15 protein-coding genes are annotated in these 18,070 nt (G+C 41.6%); 12 read left to right on the forward strand and 3 right to left on the reverse strand.

Annotated features, from left to right (window positions below):
• Positions 1 to 3: 3 nt before the first annotated feature.
• The 4 genes from CD03_RS0105560 to CD03_RS0105575 all read left to right on the forward strand — a co-directional run bounded on the left by CD03_RS0105560 (position 4) and on the right by CD03_RS0105575 (position 4,531).
• Complete coding sequence (locus CD03_RS0105560; protein WP_197041630.1) at positions 4 to 1,278, forward strand: family 4 glycosyl hydrolase; 1,275 nt, start codon at positions 4 to 6, stop codon at positions 1,276 to 1,278.
• A gap of 46 nt (positions 1,279 to 1,324) precedes the next feature.
• Positions 1,325 to 2,674: an ABC transporter substrate-binding protein gene (locus CD03_RS0105565; RefSeq protein ID WP_027292779.1), complete on the forward strand. Its 1,350-nt coding sequence runs from the start codon at positions 1,325 to 1,327 to the stop codon at positions 2,672 to 2,674.
• 109 nt (positions 2,675 to 2,783) lie between these two features.
• Positions 2,784 to 3,704 (forward strand): carbohydrate ABC transporter permease, encoded by a 921-nt coding sequence (locus tag CD03_RS0105570; protein WP_081820128.1) that lies wholly within the window; start codon positions 2,784 to 2,786, stop codon positions 3,702 to 3,704.
• Positions 3,701 to 4,531, forward strand: coding sequence for a carbohydrate ABC transporter permease (locus CD03_RS0105575; RefSeq protein WP_027292781.1), 831 nt, complete (start codon positions 3,701 to 3,703; stop codon positions 4,529 to 4,531). Before CD03_RS0105570 ends, CD03_RS0105575 begins: the two co-directional genes overlap by 4 nt.
• Positions 4,532 to 4,647: 116 nt before the next feature.
• Here the strand turns inward: CD03_RS0105575 and CD03_RS0105580 are convergent, their stop codons facing one another.
• Complete coding sequence (locus CD03_RS0105580; RefSeq protein WP_027292782.1) at positions 4,648 to 4,953, reverse strand: hypothetical protein; 306 nt, start codon at positions 4,951 to 4,953, stop codon at positions 4,648 to 4,650.
• 205 nt (positions 4,954 to 5,158) lie between these two features.
• On the opposite strand from CD03_RS0105580, the gene CD03_RS0105585 reads away from it, so the two are divergent.
• Together CD03_RS0105585 and CD03_RS0105590 are read left to right on the forward strand one after the other, a co-directional pair.
• Positions 5,159 to 6,073 carry a helix-turn-helix transcriptional regulator gene (locus CD03_RS0105585; protein WP_027292783.1) on the forward strand — a complete coding sequence of 305 codons (915 nt, stop codon included), beginning with the start codon at positions 5,159 to 5,161 and terminating at the stop codon, positions 6,071 to 6,073.
• A 71-nt stretch (positions 6,074 to 6,144) separates the two neighbouring features.
• Positions 6,145 to 7,593, forward strand: a complete 1,449-nt coding sequence (locus CD03_RS0105590) for a serine hydrolase domain-containing protein (RefSeq protein ID WP_027292784.1) — start codon at positions 6,145 to 6,147, stop codon at positions 7,591 to 7,593.
• Positions 7,594 to 7,692: 99 nt separating this feature from the next.
• Here CD03_RS0105590 and CD03_RS0105595 read toward each other — a convergent pair whose 3' ends face one another.
• Positions 7,693 to 8,403: a FadR/GntR family transcriptional regulator gene (locus CD03_RS0105595; RefSeq protein ID WP_027292785.1), complete on the reverse strand. Its 711-nt coding sequence runs from the start codon at positions 8,401 to 8,403 to the stop codon at positions 7,693 to 7,695.
• A 379-nt stretch (positions 8,404 to 8,782) separates the two neighbouring features.
• On the opposite strand from CD03_RS0105595, the gene CD03_RS0105600 reads away from it, so the two are divergent.
• The 4 genes from CD03_RS0105600 to CD03_RS0105615 all read left to right on the forward strand — a co-directional run bounded on the left by CD03_RS0105600 (position 8,783) and on the right by CD03_RS0105615 (position 13,395).
• A complete protein-coding gene (locus tag CD03_RS0105600) occupies positions 8,783 to 10,132 on the forward strand; it encodes a GntP family permease (RefSeq protein WP_242849048.1) in 1,350 nt (449 codons plus the stop codon).
• Between the two features lie 159 nt (positions 10,133 to 10,291).
• The gene (locus tag CD03_RS0105605) at positions 10,292 to 11,356 is read left to right on the forward strand and encodes a uroporphyrinogen decarboxylase family protein (RefSeq protein WP_027292787.1); all 1,065 of its coding nucleotides are present in this window, start codon (positions 10,292 to 10,294) and stop codon (positions 11,354 to 11,356) included.
• A 92-nt stretch (positions 11,357 to 11,448) separates the two neighbouring features.
• Entirely contained in the window at positions 11,449 to 12,597 is a 1,149-nt protein-coding gene (gene dgoD, locus CD03_RS0105610) for a galactonate dehydratase (protein WP_027292788.1), read from the forward strand.
• Positions 12,598 to 12,612: 15 nt separating this feature from the next.
• Positions 12,613 to 13,395, forward strand: coding sequence for an HpcH/HpaI aldolase family protein (locus tag CD03_RS0105615; RefSeq protein ID WP_242849061.1), 783 nt, complete (start codon positions 12,613 to 12,615; stop codon positions 13,393 to 13,395).
• A gap of 130 nt (positions 13,396 to 13,525) precedes the next feature.
• On the opposite strand, the gene CD03_RS32570 is transcribed toward CD03_RS0105615, so the two are convergent.
• Positions 13,526 to 14,776 (reverse strand): family 43 glycosylhydrolase, encoded by a 1,251-nt coding sequence (locus CD03_RS32570; protein WP_044288932.1) that lies wholly within the window; start codon positions 14,774 to 14,776, stop codon positions 13,526 to 13,528.
• Between the two features lie 347 nt (positions 14,777 to 15,123).
• On the opposite strand from CD03_RS32570, the gene CD03_RS0105625 reads away from it, so the two are divergent.
• Positions 15,124 to 16,134, forward strand: coding sequence for a LacI family DNA-binding transcriptional regulator (locus CD03_RS0105625; protein WP_027292790.1), 1,011 nt, complete (start codon positions 15,124 to 15,126; stop codon positions 16,132 to 16,134).
• 188 nt (positions 16,135 to 16,322) lie between these two features.
• Positions 16,323 to 18,017, forward strand: a complete 1,695-nt coding sequence (locus CD03_RS0105630; protein ID WP_027292791.1) for an ABC transporter substrate-binding protein — start codon at positions 16,323 to 16,325, stop codon at positions 18,015 to 18,017.
• Positions 18,018 to 18,070 lie beyond the last annotated feature (53 nt).

Below are 18,070 nucleotides of genomic sequence, written 5' to 3' on the forward strand. Positions count from 1 at the left end.
ATTATGAGTAAGGCAAAAATTGTATTTATTGGAGCAGGCAGTATGTCGTTTGGGATTCCCACATTCAAGGATCTCTTTACCACCAGAGAATTGGCGCAAAGCACCCTTTCGCTTGTGGATATTGACGAACAGAACCTGGAAAGAATGTATCAGCTGGCATTGAAAATGAATGAGGCATCAGGTATGGAGCTTAAGATTGAAAAGACGGTAAACAGAAGGGATGTGCTGCAGGGGGCAGACTATGTGGTAAACAGTCTGGCTATTGAAAGGTGCGAGCTTTGGCGAAAAGATTTTCAGGTTCCTTTAAAATATGGCATCAAGCATTGTCTTGGTGAAAATGGAGGTCCCGGTGCTCTGTTTTTTGGAATGCGTACAATTCCCCTAATCATGGAAATCTGTAAAGATATGGAGGAGTTATGCCCCGATGCATGGTTTTTGAATTTTTCCAATCCGGAAAGCCGAATTGTACTGGCGGTTAATCAGTATACCAAGATTAAGTGTATTGGTCTTTGCCATGGAATCTTCATGGCGCAGGAAGATGTGAGTAAAGTACTGGGCAGGAAAAAAGAAAGTGTTGAAGTATCTGCAGCCGGAATGAATCATTTCCAATGGCTTCTTAGCATTCGTGACAGGGAGAGCGGAGAAGATCTGTATGAAGAATTAAGGGAAAAAGAGAAAAGCTATGACAGCAGATTTCAGCCGTTTACCCGAAAAATGTTTCGTGCAGTGGGAATTTGGCCCACCTGTTCGGATGATCATCTGGGCGAATATCTCCCGTATGGGTATGAGGCAGGTATGGAAGGCTATGATTTTGATCAGGATGAGCAGGATCGCATCCGGATGAAAAAGGATGTCCGTGAAGTAATAGGAGGAGAAGCCGGGGCAGAAAAGTGGCTGGTAAAATCGGGAGAGAAAGCAATGGAAGTAATTACCGCCCTTCATACCGGCAGGAGAACCTATATTCCATCAGCAGTAGTATATAATGGCGGAGCAATTACAAATCTGCCGGAAGATGTGGCTGTAGAGATTCCAATTATAGTGGATAAAGATGGAGTGCATAAGGTACATATCGGCAAACTGCCTCAGAACATCTGCTCGCTGCTGTCTCTTCAGGTAGGGGCACAGCAAATGGCTGTCCGTGCTTCAATGTACGGTGACAAAGAGATGGCTTATCAGGCACTCTTAGCCGATCCGGTTATAAACAGCACAGATGCTGCAAGAAATATTGTAGATGAACTTTGGGAAGTGAACAAGGCTTATATAAAAAGTACCCTATAGCGGAGATATTATGGAATGTAGCAGATCGTAAAAGGAGAAGCAGAGTATGAGGAAAAAAATAATTGCGGCAGCATTATGTGTATGCATGACAGCAGGAACGATAACGGGATGTATGGGGATTGGGAATAAAGAAAAGCAGCAGGAGAATACAAAGGAAGAAAAGGCGGAACAGGGCAGCGGGGGAGCAGAAAGCCAGGCGGGAAAATCAGAGGACATTGATTATAATGCAAGCTTTGAACTTCGGTTTACCTCATCCCTGAATGGTGAGGTGAGAACAGCACTGTTAGAGGAGGCAGCACAGAAATTAAATGAGAAGTGGCCCAATGTAACGGTGGTAAATGAGAGCACCGGTGATTATGCCCAGAAATTGAAACTGGAATTCAGTTCTGGTGACGGATATGATATGGTTTACCTGGATGATTTGAACCAGCAGGCACTGATGGAAAACAATTATCTTATGGATATTACGGATGATGTTCTTGAAAGAGGCTGGATTGACAAATCTGTTCCTGGATCTATAGAATTTAATAATCTTCGTACACCGGATAAATATTACAGTGCGTCTTTCCTGATGGCACCGATTGTCGTGTATTACAATAAGGATATTTTTAAGGAAATTGGAGCTGAGGTGCCAAAGACTGTAGAAGAGCTGGAAGTGATCATGCAAAAAGCAAAGGAAGCGGGCTATATCCCGACGGAATGCGGTGGGGATAATTATTATCAGATTATCTGGGCGGCAGAGAGTATGATTTTAAATTCTGCGCCCAAAGATGATATTGATGACTGGTATTACAAAAGAACGTTTTCAGAAAATATGAAAAAAGCATTCACCGATGCATTTGCCCGTATCAGTGACTGGCATAAAAAAGGTTATTACAGAGAGAACTTTGAAGGGGTAAAAGGAGATGATGTTCCTGCACTTTTCAGTCAGGGAAAAACAGCGTTTACTATCGATGGAGATTGGAGTCTGGCAAATTTTGAGGCAAGCGGACTGAATATGGGCGCATTTATTTTTCCAGGGTTTTCTGCAGATTCAGAACCGTATATTGTCGATGCGACAGATGGGGCATGGGCATTAAATGCAAATCTGGATACCAATAAAAAAGCGGCGGCACTGGATTGGATTGATATATTTTTTGAAGATGATTTTGTGAAGAAGTGGTATGAAGCCAGCTTTACACCTGCAACTTTAACGGATGTATCTGATGTGGAGGCCACAGACCTGCATAAAGAAGTAGCTGAAAGTACAAAGAATGCGAAAATAGGATTCTATTTAGATAACGTGAAGCCCGGCTATCTGGATTACATGATCAAAGAAACACAGCTTCTGACACAGGGGCAGCATACACCGGAATCATTATGTGAAAGCCTTGAAAAGGAATGGAATAAGAAGTAAGTGTGACGCACAGCTGTCAGAAAGCAATTTTAAGACATGCTCTAAAGCGTTTTCACACTGCCTATTTGGAAATATTGTAAGAAAATTACGATATTTATGCGGGACAAGTATGAAAGAAGAGGTGAACGTAATGGAAGAAGCAGCGATATCGCACACGAAGAAAAAAATAAATGTAATGGCATATGTATTTATATTACCAGCATTGATTCTGTTTCTTGTTTTTGTCTGCTGGCCTTTGCTGCAGACGGTTTATCTGAGCTTTAACAGCTGGGATGGATTAGGAGAAATAGAATTTACAGGCCTTACAAACTACAAGGAATTTTTTACAGATCCGCTGGTACTGCAGGCTGCAAAAAACAATGTTTTGTGGATGCTGTGTTCATGTACCATTCCAATTGCTATTGGTTTGATACAGGCCTCTTTGCTGGTGAATTCGAATATTAAGCATGGAAAGATCTTTCAGCTGATTTTATTTCTTCCTCAGGTTTTTTCCAGTGTGGTTGCAGCAGTTATATGGGCCTGGATCTATAATCCGGCAATGGGGCCTCTAAATAAAATGTTGGAAAATATCGGACTGGGCAATTTGGCGCAATCCTGGCTTGGGGATTCAAAGTTTGTTATGATTTCTTTACTGGTTATGTCAATCTGGATGGGATATGGGTTCAGTACGGTAGTTTACAGTGCTGCCATTCAGGGCATCAGCTCGGAATTATATGAAGCAGCTACCATGGATGGCTGCGGACCGTTTAGGAAGTTCTTTTTTATTACGATACCCAGTGTAAGGCTTACGACTACAACACTTTTATTGTTTGCCCTGATTGATTCGTTTAAGGTATTTGATATCGTATATCAAATGACAAAGGGAGGTCCTGGTTACAGTTCCTATGTATTGTCTTATTATTTGTATAATGAAGCATTTGTTAAGAACAGGATCGGATATAGCGCAACGATTGCTGTCATAATGACTGTATTCATTCTGCTGGTATCAAAAGGATTTCTGCGGTTTCGGAAAGGTGGTGAAGAGATGTGAGGAAGAAGAAAAATTATACTCCGGCAGTATATGCGGTATTGTGTTTCTGCTGCCTATGTACCCTGGTTCCCTGCGTATTGATTGTAATTACATCTTTGCGGACAACAGCAGAAATCGTACAGTCGGGATTGTTTGGCAATATTCAGAAACTGCATTGGGAAAATTATATACAGGCATGGAAAGTGGGGCATTTTCCGAAGTATCTTTTTAATAGTATGTTTATTTCTTTATTTTCCGTAATAGGAGTGCTTTTGTTTTCGCTGCTATCATCCTATGCTATGAGCTGCCTGAAATTCAAAGGCCGGAATCTCTTTCAAACATTAATTGTCATGGGACTTGTAATACCGCTGGAAATTATCGTGATACCGTTATTTTACGATATGAAATCCATGGGGCTTATGAATACACACTGGGCAGTTATTCTTCCTACGATAGCTATGAATGTGCCTTTTGGAACCTTTCTGCTAAGCGGTTTTGTGAAAGAAATACCGGCATCCCTATTGGAATCGGCACGCATGGATGGTACAAACGAGTGGCAGACTTTATGGTATATTGTGGCACCAATTATCAAACCGGCACTTATTTCACTGCTGATCTTCACCTTTATGTGGTCCTGGAATGCATTTATGCTCCCTAATATCATGATTAAGAGTGAAACGATGCGGACATTGCCTCTGGGGCTTGATTTTTTCCGGGGGAAGAACTCACAGAACATACCGTTAATATCTGCAGCATCTAATATTATCGCATTACCTGTTATTATCGTCTATCTTACCTTCCAGAAAAACCTGATTAAAGGTATGATGGTTGGAGCCGTCAAAGGATAATGAGCAAAAAAACAAAATTTGTTACATAGTAAAGCACTGCATATTTAATGATTTTAATATGCGGTGCTTTATTTTTAATCCCCCTGTCTTTTCATTCTATCAATTCGAAAAATATACTAATAGCTTTTTTCAACAGAATAAAATTGGCTTTTCAGGCTGCTAAAGTCTATGAAAGAATAATACTTTTGCGAAACCGGATTCGTATTATCTTCATCGTTCGCAGCGTTTTGAGCATCCTCCATAGTTTCCCAGGTTACTAAGTCAGCCCAGGTATCGCCATCGACAAGTACCTTCCAAGAAATGAATCCTTTCTTCTTAGATAAAATTTCGTTATGTGTTTTTTCTGACGCAAGCAAGTAATCTGATACAGACGCTCCTTCTATTAGTTTATAAGTGATAAACCAAACTGTATTCGACATCATATTTTGTCTCCTTTCATTTTTCGTTAGTGTATCACACCTAATGCGACATGTAGCTGTCGCATTAGAAAAAAAACTTGGGACAAATTTACTCGAAGTACCAGAATATAATTCAGTTTACAAAGTCATATTTTTGCCCAGAGGGATAGGTTGTGGTGCAAAAGTATTTGGAAGTGTGATATTATAAATATAAAAAAGGGGATAAGTAATGCAGATTGAGCGTTTGGTGCAGATGGTATTTTATATAGTCAATCGGGAGCATGTCACGGCGAAAGAATTAGCTGACCATTTCAGTGTATCAACGAGAACGATATACCGCGATATAAACACGTTGACCCTTGCGGGAATCCCTGTAACATCTTCCAAGGGAACGGGTGGGGGAATATCGTTAATAGATGGATATACGATTAACAAATCATTATTCTCTAAAGAAGAACAACAGAATATATATCAGGGATTGCAGATTTTACAGGCTTCCAAATATCCGAATGCCGAAACGGCACTCAGCAAAATTGGCTCTATTTTTAGAAATGTTTTAGAACCAGAATGGTTGGAAGTCGATTTTTCATTTTGGGGTAGTGATGAAAAGCAAAAAGTGGGTATATCAGAATTGCAGCATGCCATCATCAACAAGCACATGATAACATTTGAATATATTAATAATGAAATACAAAAATCAAAGAGGGCTGTGGAGCCGTTGCGGTTAGTGTTTAAATCACACGCATGGTATATTGTGGGATTCTGCCAGGGCAAGCGGGATATACGCATTTTTCGTCTGTCAAGAATGAAACATATCCGTGTAACACCAGAAGTCTTTGAACGTGATCTGCCTACGGACTATTTATTTGCATATAGTTATAAAGAGAAAATCAATATACCTGCTATAAAATTAAAGTGTTACTCGGAAATAGTCGGGAGGGTATATGATGATTTTCTAGTTCCAGAAAACGAAGTTTTAGCATGTACAGATGGCAGCTATATGATAACGGTTCAGAACGAATTGGATAATTGGTTATTTGACCGCTTGCTGTCGTATGGGAAATATGTTGAAGTCATTGAGCCGGAAGAAGCCCGGACTATGATCAAAGAAAAGGCTCTGGAGATAGCAGGACTATATGATTGAATTGGGGCAAGTTGACACTAAGTGAAAAGGTGATACCATTATTAACGGTATTTTACCCAACGGGAGAGTATATGAAAAAGGCAATTGTTCTTATATTAACAATACTAATCTTATTTTCTGGTTTTACAACACTGGGTTATGCAGCGCCAGACGCACAGTCTGCGGAAATACAAGCGTTGCTGGATGATGCCTGCCGTATATCAGGTGTGCCGGGAATGTCACTATCAATACGGGCGGATGATGAAGTGTCCTACTTTTCTTCCGGGTATGCAGACCGTGAAAATAAAGTGTCTGCGAGCGAAAATACACTATATGAGCTGGCATCGGTCAGTAAGGCTTTCACAGGTATGGGTATTCTGCTGCTGGAAGAACAAGGGTTGCTGTCAATGTCGGACCCTGTCCAAAAATATTTACCTTGGTTTACGTTAAAGTATGAAGGAAGGATTGTTGATATGGAGAGCCTTACACTCAATCACTTTCTTCACCATACCAGCGGCCTGGTTAATATCAGGCACACACAGCTTATCCCCCAGGGCAATACGCCGGATATGCTGCGAAGGACGGTGGAAAAGCTTGCAGATGCTGAATTGGCGTTTCCACCAGGCAATCAGTATGATTATGGCACTGTGAATTATGATATATTGGGTTTAGTGATTGAGACGGTGTCGGGACAACGCTATGAAGACTTTATGAAGGAAAAGGTATTGAAGCCGTTAGGTCTTAACCAGACGTATATGTATCAGGAGGATGCCAGGGCCACCGGACAGCTGGCACAGGGCTACCGTTCCTCCTTTTTTATGACTTTTCCATATAATGCGCCGGATTATGCCGGGAATAAACCCGCCGGCTACATCATTTCCTGTACGAAAGATATGTCTCGCTGGATGGACATACAGATGGGAATTGTGCAGGATATACCCGCAATATTCCACAGGATTATCGAAAAATCACATCAGGGTGACCGGTCTGTTCCCGCTGTCGACGGTATGTATTATGCAGCGGGCTGGTCGGTAAATGCCGAACAATCAATTATAGAGCACCAGGGGGTTAATCCCAACTTCACAACGGAAGCAGCCATCCTGCCAGACGAACGGACAGCCATTTGCTTGCTGACCAATGGTGTAAATACCAATATCAGCCTGGTGCTTAAAGTTAAAGATATATTGGACGGCAATCTAACGCAGTTTTATGAAATCGGCGGAACACAGTTTATGGACATTGTTTTGTCCGCGGTCACAATTACTTTTATCATATTAGCGGCTCTGTTCTTCCTCTTGGGATTGCGAAGAAAGAAATCGAATGAGCGTCAGCCTATGATAAAAAAGACAATCCTCGTAATAGCTGTTTTGCTGACCATAGCGATTGTCCTGTGTATGATATGTCTGGTACTCGATTGGTCAACGATACTTGTCTGGCAAACTTATAGCGTCCTTACCGCTTTGATTTCATCAGCTTTATTGAGCGCAAGTATTGCATGGTTTGTGTACATGCACCGCTACCATGCCACGCCGGGAAAATAAGTATATAGCCACCATGAGGAAGTATTTCAATTTAGAATCTTTTCATTTAAAAACACTATGGGATAGCTGCAGACGAATCTGTACTATTCCATAGTGTTTTTAGATGTTGTGATTGTCTTTTATCTCTAACTGCATATAATGCAAATTCGTGCTCAAATGCTCCACCATAGCTTTCGAAGCCGCCTGCTCGTCATGGTTAAGGATGGCGTCTACGATTTTTCTGTGGGTTTTGATCGTCTCATCTTTTAAAATACGCCGGGTAAGGGTCGTTATAAAATCAATACCGCTGCGGTCGATGATTGGGATAATGCTCTGCAGCACAATATTTCTGCTGGCACGTGCGATGCTGGCATGAAAAGCAATATCCGTTTCGGTATGATCTTTGTTGTTTTTGATTAATTGTTCTATTTTTAAACAAAGGTCACTTATTTCTCGCAGATCAGATTCGTCAGCATTGCGGGCGGCAAGCGCCGACATCTGTGGTTCTATCAGCATTCTTACGGAGATCAGATCCATTGCCAGTTGTTTTTTGTCTTTTACAAACGTAAAGCCAAGCGGATCATCTACAACACCGGGTTCCTGGCAGACAAATGTTCCGGAACCGCGCCGTATTTCCACAATGTTTCTGGATACCAGGATTTTGACCGCTTCCCGGATTGTACTGCGGCCTACCTTTAAACTTTCCGCCAACTGGAATTCGTTGGGCAGCTTTTCACCTGATTTGATCTTATTCGTTATAATTAATTCAATAATTGCATCGGAAACTTTTTCTGCCAATGGTTTATCGGCTATATTTTCAAATTCATACATAAGTAGCTTCTCCAAACTGATTTCATTAGATTATATATTATTGTTAAATTAGGAATTGATAAGCAAAGGTTAAGTTCAATTGCATTTATTGTATCATGTTTTTTTTGATTCAACAATTAGATAATTTGGAGTTTTAGAATGAAAGAACATCATGATGCACAAACTCCCATACGAAATACTATATATATATTTTAAATAGTCAAAATATATAAAAAAGCCCATTGACAAATCATTTCATTGTTGATATTATATAGTAAATACATCAGACGTCTGATGACATGACGTATATGAAAGGAGGGAAGCGCAACTACAATATATGGTGTTATAATATTCCTGATAAAAAAAGAAAAAGGGTTTTACAAAAGAATGGAGGAGAAGTATGTTTGAGAATTTGTTACAGAATCCCGTATATATGCTGGGGATAGTTGCGGCAGCAGTAATTATTTTAATTGTATTGGTTATGAAGTTTAAGGTAAATGCATTTGTAAGTTTATTGATCGTGAGTGTACTGAGTGCATTTGCAGCCGGAATGACTCCGGGAGATACGCTGGCTTCCATTACCGGGGGGATGGGAAGCACGCTGGGCGGAATTACGATTATTGTTGCATTGGGGGCAATGTTAGGTGCAATGCTGGAGGTATCCGGCGGAGCTAAGGTAATGGCGAATACTTTGATTAAGACCTTTGGAATTAACAAGGCGCCATTGGCGCTGGTTGCGGTTGGTATAATTGTAGGAACACCGGTTTTTCTGGATGTGGCGTTTATCATTTTGATTCCGGTGGTTTATTCTCTGGCAAAGCAGACGAAGAAGTCGGTGTTGTTCTTCTCGCTGCCGCTGCTTGCAGGACTGGCAGTAGGCCATACTTTGATCCCGCCCACACCGGGACCTGTAACGGTTGCAAATATCGTAGGTGCGGATCTTGGAAGCGTTATTATGATGGGATTTGTAGTTGGGATACCGGCAGCAATCTGCGGCGGAATTTTCTATTCAAAATTTATTGCGAAACGAATTAATGTAAATCCACCTGAAGTTCCGGAAGTAGCAGTGGAAGACGAGCGGAAACTTCCATCGTTTGGTATTGTGGTATTGAATATTTCCCTTCCATTAATATTAATCGTAATCAGAACGGTCTGTGATCTGGTTTTACCGGAAGAAAATTCATTAAGAGTTGTGTTGAACTTTATCGGTGCACCGGAAATAGCGCTGTTGATATCTGTTCTGTTTTCATTTTTAACTTTGGGACTCCAGCGGGGAATTTCCAAATCAGTTATTGAAGAAGTATGTTCCAAAGCACTTGGTCCGGCAGGTATTATTCTTGCGGTAACCGGAGCGGGAGGTGTATTCAAACAGGTATTGATTGACAGCGGAATAGGAACAAGCCTGGCAGATATGATGTCACAGGCAAGTATCAGCCCCATTTTTATGGCATATTTAATAGCTACTATAATGAGAATTTCGGTTGGATCTGCAACGGTTTCCATGACTACGGCAGCGGGAATAATGGCGCCAGTCATTGTTGCAACAGGCACAAATCCCACTCTGATTGTAATGGCAATTGGATGTGGAGCAATCAACTTTGTGCATTTTAATGACAGCGGATTCTGGCTGATCAGCAAATATTCCGGCACTAATGAAAAAGAAACATTGAAGACATGGTCAGCAATGGCTACCATTATTGGTATTACAGGAATTATCATTGTAATGATCCTATCCATATTTATAAAATAGTAAATTAGTTATATGGTGCGGGCAGAATAAAAGCGGATGGTTTCAGAAAATAATATTCCGTTATAAATGCAGATCTAACAGTGAATTGATGGAAAAAGGCTATGAAGTTTAAGGAAAATAATAACCTGTAATGAATTGTGGAAAAGATCGGAGGAATATATGAATTCTTATGAACGAGTAATGGCGGTATGTAAACACGAAAAACCGGACGTGGTTCCGGTAGGACCCTTCCTGGGAAATCACGCAGCGAAGATTTGTAAAGTGCCGCTGAGTAAATACTATACGGACGGAAAGGTAATGGGCGAGGTTTTGTACAAAGCCTGGGAGGAATATGGCTATGATATTATTTTCGCCCACTCAGACGGTTATTACATCTCCGAAGGTATGGGGGTGGAGACTAGAAAGGAAGGCGATGACCTTCCCATTGTAACAAAGCATGGGATAAGTTCCCTTTTAGAGGGGGGAAAGATTAAAGTACCGGATCCATATCGGGATGGCAGAATGACTGTTTATCTGGAGGCAATTGCTTATCTAAAATCCAAACTAGGAGGCAAAGTTGCGATTAGGGGAACCGGAACGGGAATGTTTTCTCTGGTTTCCCACATATACGGCATACAGGAGCTGCTTCTGGACATGGCTGAAATGCAATATGCAGACGAAGATGAAGATGCAAAAGAAATGGAAAAATGCTTTCATGAATTAATGGAAACCTGTACGGAAACCCTGATCCGTTTCACTACGGCAGAGCTGGAAGCGGGCGCCAATATTATTCATCTTGGAGATTCCCTGGCATCTCTGGATGTGGTTTCGCCGCAAATCTTCCGGACATATATCTATCCGTATCTGAACAAATTTTTTACCAGGATGAAGCCGCAGTTTGAGCAGCATAATGCATTCGGACTGCTTCACATCTGCGGAAATAATACGGCAGTTCTGGATGATTATGCATCAACAGGTGCCGATATTTATGAGGTGGATTATAAAGTGGACCTTCTGGAATGCAAACAGAAAATCGGGGATCGGATCATACTGATGGGAAATGTAAACCCGGTAGAGCTTCTGCAGGATGATGAAGAAAAAGTAAAAGAACTCTGCAGAAGATGTCTGGACGTGGGAACTGCCGGAGGAGGATTTATCCTGGGAACAGGCTGCGAAACGGCGATCAATACCCCTAAGGAAAACCTGAAGCGGATGGTACAGGAAGCCCATAATTACCGTTATTAAAATATAGCTCCCGGCTTTTCGTATACCAATGAATGGGCACCCGGAAAAGAAAATGACTAAATCATATGAACTACAAAGAAAGGATACAGCAAATGAAGATTACAAATATCAAACTATATAAGGTACAGCCCAGATGGCTTTTTCTAAAGGTTGAAACGGATGAGGGAATCTGCGGATGGGGGGAGCCGGTAATTGAGGGCAGGGCGGAGTCTGTAAAGGCCTGCGTGGAAGAAATGAAAACCTATTTAATTGGCAGTGACCCAAGGAGAATAGAAGATATCTGGCAGGTGCTTTACCGCGGCGGATTTTATAGAGGCGGTCCCATTTTATCCAGTGCAATTTCCGGAATCGAACAGGCTTTGTGGGATATAAAAGGAAAATATTACAATATGCCCGTCTATGAATTTTTAGGTGGCATATGCCGGGATCATGTTGATGTGTACTGCTGGATTGGAGGCGATCGCCCGTCTGATGTAGGAATGGAGGCAAAAAGGCAGCAAGATCTGGGCTTTAAATCAATTAAAATGAATGCAACGGAGGAAGTGGCATATATCGACAGTTTCGCCAAGGTAGATGCAGTGTGTGAGCGTGTGGCGGCTATCCGTGAGAAGTGCGGGAAATATTTTGGCATTGCTGTGGACTTTCACGGCAGGGTACATAAAAGTATGGCGAAAATGTTGGTCCAGGAACTGAATCAGTTTCATCTGATGTTCATTGAAGAACCGGTTCTGTGCGAAAATTATGAAGCGCTGCGGGAAATTGCTAAATACACGGCATCCCCAATAGCCACTGGTGAACGTTTGTTTACCAGATGGGATTTCAAGAAGATCTTTGAACAGGGGGTTGTAGATATCATACAGCCGGATTTGTCCCATGCCGGAGGTATTCTGGAATGCCGGAAGATATCAGCCATGGCGGAAGCCTATGATGTAGCGGTAGCACCCCACTGTCCCCTGGGACCCATTGCGCTGGCATCCTGTCTGCAGATGGATGCCTGCACGCCCAACGCTTTTATTCAGGAACAGAGCCTTGGAATACATTATAATCAGGGAAGTGATCTGTTGGATTATCTGGCTGATCCGAAGGTATTTGAGTACCGGAATGGAGTGGTTCAGATTCCATCTAAACCGGGGCTTGGAATTGAAATAAACGAAACCTACGTAGAAAAAATGGCAGAGACCGGTCATGACTGGAAGAACCCGGTATGGCGAAACAGCGATGGAACCGTGGCGGAATGGTAGAAAGGATGTGTTTTGATGGAAATGTGCTCCAGAGTTATTAAGGACTTTAAAGATAAAATTGCGAATGGACCGGTGCTCGGACCGTTTTGCAAAACCCTTGATCCTTCCTTCATTGAAATATTGGGATACAGCGGATTTGATTTTTGCATTCTGGATATGGAACATGGTCCGGCGTCAAGTTCAAATCTTGCTGATTTAATCCGGGCGTGTAATGTAACCGGGATTCTGCCGGTAGTAAGAGTGCCTGAGGTATCCGAGCAGGCAATCGGCAAGGCACTGGATCTTGGTGCCGGCGCAGTTCAGATTCCCCAGATCAGCAATGCCTTCCAGGCGAAAAAAGCTATTGAATTAGCCAGATTTTATCCCAAGGGTCAAAGGGGGGTTTGCAGATTTGTGAGAGCCGCACATTATTCAGCCATGCCCAGGGAAGAATACTTTGAAACATCAAATGAAATCCTGGTTACTCTTCAGATTGAAGGTGTAGAAGCAATCCAGAGTCTGGAAGAGATCATGGAAGTGGAAGGAATCGATATTATTTTTATTGGCCCTTACGACCTTTCCCAATCACTGGGGGTTCCGGGGCAGATAGACCATCCCAGGGTATTGGAATATATGAATACCATTGTGGATATGGGTAAGCGCAAAAATATTCAGATCGGCACGTTCGTAGATACGAGAAACGGTATGAACAGATGGATTGCCCAGGGAGTAAAGTATATTTCTTATTCTGTGGATGTGGGCATTTTTATGGATGCATGTAAAGATCTGGTAGGAGATTTTAAGGCGGCGAAGATTTGAGCATTACCGCGTTTTTATCGTTATATTTTGCCGGTAGATGGAGAAGTACCTTTTTGTGTTAAGAACTTCAGCTGATATATTGAAATTAGTTGGAATCTTAAAACAAAAAGGTACACTTTGTTGTGTTCTATTATGCGCGAAATGCAAATTCTTTTATTTCCATTAACCTTCTGTCTAAATCATTTCCACGGAATGTAAGATAAAGGGTTTTGACTCCTGTTACCGGAATTAAATTGCAGGAGAAGGACTGCCATGCATCCCATCTCCCTGTTGGCTGTACAAGACAGGAGCCAATGAGCTCATCATCCGCCCATATTTCAACGGTTCCCCCGTTTATGCGGGCAGCAGCAGTAATAGTAAAGGAATGGGGTGTTTCAAATGAAAAATAGCGGTAAGCAGCCCAGGAACCATTGCAGATATGAGTTAGGATTTCACCGCTGCCGTTACCGTCAGGACACAGGTATGGGCCATTTCTTATCTGGCAGGCAAGGGAAGCAGGATAAGTTCCTTTCGCTTTTAGCGGATTAGATGCACCTTGTGAAGTCATGGGGACTTCCGGGATTCTGCCGTTTTCATCAAAATAAATCTTTTCGATACACATTCTACGGTTGAATTTAGAGTTCTGGGATGAACGGTGGTAGAACACATACCATTGATCTTGGAATTCTGCAATACATCCGTGATTATTCCAGGTTTGGGGATCGCAGTAAATATTGTCGATAATCACGCCTCCTTTTTGAAAAGGGCCCAGGGGAGAGCGGGAAACGGCATATGACATACAGGTTGCACGGCCTCTGGCGGTATCGGTATACACCAGGTAATAAAGCCCGTTCCGCTTGCGCATACTGGCGCCTTCATGAAAACCATGGCGTTTTTCATCAATCAGGCAGGTATTTAAAGAAGACAGATCCAAAGACCTCATGTCTGGGTTCAGCCTGGCGCCTGACAGCTGGAACTGTCCCCAATAGTAGTAAGCGCTGCCATCATCATTGATAAAAACGGAAGGATCGATGCCGGAACCGTCTGCATAAGGAATCGGTACGGGATTTGTAAACGGTCCGCAGGGAGTATCAGACACAGCCACGCCTTCATAAGCGTTGGTCATACAAAAATAAAGATAATACTTTCCGTCTTTACAGATACAGTCCGGGGCATACATCAGGGAGCCTTCTTTTGCCCAGGGGATATCGCTGCTTTGCAGACAGATGCCGTGGTCTGTCCAGTGGAGGAGATCATTCGTTGAAAATACGTGCAGCACATCGCTGCAGTATGTAGTTTCGCCGCTGATGTCATAAGAACCATAGAGATACATGCGGCCGTCCGGCATAAGGCGGGCTTCCCCGTCGGGTACAAAATGTGTTAGAGGGAGTATAGGATTCATAAAATCAATTCCTTTCTTTTTATATCCGCTACACGAATAGCGAAAAAATAGTATCTTCACAATAACATATAAAATTGGCAGATGTCAATGATCTGTTTATAGAAATAAGTGTGAAAAAAAGGGATGAAGATTTAAAATATACTCGGGTAAATTATTTAGCAATTATGTATTGACAAAAACGCATTACTCTGATAATATCTACTTATACAAAAAGATCAAATTCGATAATATTTCACATAGAATTTTAAAATAACAATACATAATATACAAAAATACCAACAGGGAATGATTTTATCATTCCATTTATTTAAAAAAATAATTTACCCGAGTAAATAGGAGATGAGTGTATGAAAGCAACCAGATCAGATGTGGCAAAGCTGGCAGGAGTTTCAACAGCTACGGTATCAAATGCTTTAAGTAATCCGGAAAAGGTAAAAGACGAAACCGTTAAGAAAGTACTCGAAGCGGTTAAGGCACTGGATTACAGGCCGGATATGATAGCGAGAAGCATGTCCACAAAAAAGACAATGCAGATAGGAATTGTATTAGAGAATATATCAAATCCATTTTTTGGAGATATTGTCAGGGGGTTCGAAAGTGCGGCGAATGAAAAAAATTACTTTGTAAATATTTGTACCGGTTTTAATAAACTGGATGAATATTTTGACAACTTTATTACAAGAAGGCTGGATGGGGTATTTGTAACGGCAATACCTTATAAGTTCAATATGGATAAGCTGTACCATCTGGTTGACAATGGGATTAAAGTATTGGTCAGCGGCAACGTAGGAGCAGATTTCAGGAAAGTTTCTTCTATAGAAAATGACCATATGGCTGCGATGCATGAGGCAATGGAATATCTGTACAGCCTGGGACACAGGGATATTGCTTATTTGAGCGGACTTGGAAGAAATCTTCCCTATGATTTAAGAAGTATCGGTTACCGTCAGATGGTGGAACGTTTGGGACTCCCCTGCGGGGAAGATTTATTGTTTGATGGAAAGTATCCATATTCCACGGACATGACGGACGGTTATTATTACGCTAATGAATTGATGAAATCCGGCAGGAAATTTACAGCTGTGATCTGTGTCAATGATCTGATGTCCCTTGGTGCAATTAAAGCATTTAAGGAAAAAGGGTACCGGGTTCCGGAAGATGTGTCAGTTATGGGATTTGATGGGATTACTTATGGAGAATACTGGGAACCCTCTTTAACAACAATGAATCTGGATAAAGTGAAATTTGGTGAAAAAGCTTTTGAATTACTGTATTCGAATATTTCAAAAGGGAATACAGGATATTTTGAAAACAAGCTAAGCCTTATTAAGAGAATGTCAACTGCAAAATGCAGATGATATATAATGCGTGTGTAAGATCGGTGAAAGGAGGTAAAAAAACTGCTTCCCTCTGATAGGAACCGGTGGAACGATAGCCTAAAGGAAAACAGTGGATAAATTATAACATAGATACGAAAAACACGCAATGCATTCCATATAAAATTATAACAATATTAAAAAATCAACAATTAAAGGAGCGAAGTCATATGAAAAAGAGAAATAAAATGGTAGCATGCCTTTTGGCAGCAACAATGATTTTTTCAAGCTTTTTAACCGGCTGCAGCGCAAACGGAGGAGCAGGGGATACACAGAAAGAAACGTCAAAAGAATCCGCGGCAGGAAGTGAATCCGCAGCTTCTGATAAAAAGGATACAGAGAATGGCAGCGAGGGAACAACGAATGGAAGCGCATCTGACGCATCCGATGCTGGCTGGGATACCTCAAAAGAAGATACGATTACCTTAGCGGTTATTAATAATTTCTATACTGCCGGCGAGAAGAAGCTTGCAGAAGAATACATGAAGCTTCATCCGGAAACGAAAGTAGTTGTGGATGTTATATCTGACAATGATTCATACATAACAAAGATGATGACGGCAATGAGCGATGACAGAGAAAATGCACCGGATATTGTACATGGTAACTTCCTGGCTGCTGCAGTTGCAAATAATAGTGCTGATATTGCAGTGGATAAGGGGTATCTGATCGATATGACAGATATGCTGGACGAGGTAAATCCTTACAATGACGGCAAAAAAGTAAGAGAGGCTTTTGATGAAGATGATTTCTTGATTTCCATTAATTCATCCGGCGGCAGGCATCTGACATATCTTCCGTTTGATAAAATCGGTGTTGCATTTTATTACAATAAGACAATCTTTGACAAACTGGGATTATCCGTGCCCACAAGTTATGAGAATCTGATTGAAATCTGCGGAAAATTAAAAGATGCAGGTTATGATGTTCCGATTACAGCAGGAAATGAAAGCGGATGGCTGATCAATTCAATGGCTGATTCATATTACCGCACTACAGAAAATGAGTTTTTAGTTCAGCCTGGTGATGCAATCTGGGATGAAAATCTTATGAAAGCGAATATAGATTTCAAATTTGATGAAAATAATCTTGACTGCGATGCAAACGTAGTAGGCAGTGCAGAGAGACAGGCAAAATATGCAACAGAAAACGGCATTAACACAGAAGGCAACAAGAAAGTCTGGAGTGAATTCCAGAAACTGGCGCAGTATTTCCCGACAAACTGGATTGCAGCAGATGGTTCTCAGATTATTACAGATTTTGAATCACAGGTTTCCCCAATCTTATTTAATGGAAGCTGGAATGCAGGGCTGATTTTAAGTGACGTAAACCAATTGCCGGAAGATATGCAGTTTGAATGGGCAACTTTCCAGCTGCCATCATTTGAAAAAGCTCCGGAGGGCTTCAGCCAGACAATCAGAGGCCTTTACAGCCTTGGAAATGCTATCAGTATTGTTCCTAACAAAGATGATGACCATATGGCACGTGTTAAAGATTTCTACAAATTCTGGTATTCACCGGATCAGGCAAAATTATGTTTTGAAGAAACTCTTGCCAATGGAAACTATGTACAGGGACCATGCGTTGTAAAAGGTGTGGAATTAAGTCCGGAATTAACATCTAAATTAGAAGGTTTTATTGCTACCGGTGTCAGCCGCGGCGCTCAGTGGGTAACCGGGCAGGACATGGTAACACAGGCTGACAAGCCAAAATACAATGATTTAATTCTTCAGTTCTCAGAAGGAAGTCTCGATGTAGACAGCTTCCTGGAACAGATGGATCCTATATACCGGAATTACTACAAAGATGTAGTAGACAGAGCCGGTTATGACTTAGATCCTAAGACAGCAGATACTGCAAAATAAAGGAAAGCAGGAAAGGGTGATGGTAAGGAATTGCCTTCACCCTTTTCCAATTG

The sequence above is a fragment of the Robinsoniella sp. KNHs210 genome (assembly GCF_000686105.1).
GTDB lineage: Bacteria > Bacillota > Clostridia > Lachnospirales > Lachnospiraceae > Robinsoniella > Robinsoniella peoriensis.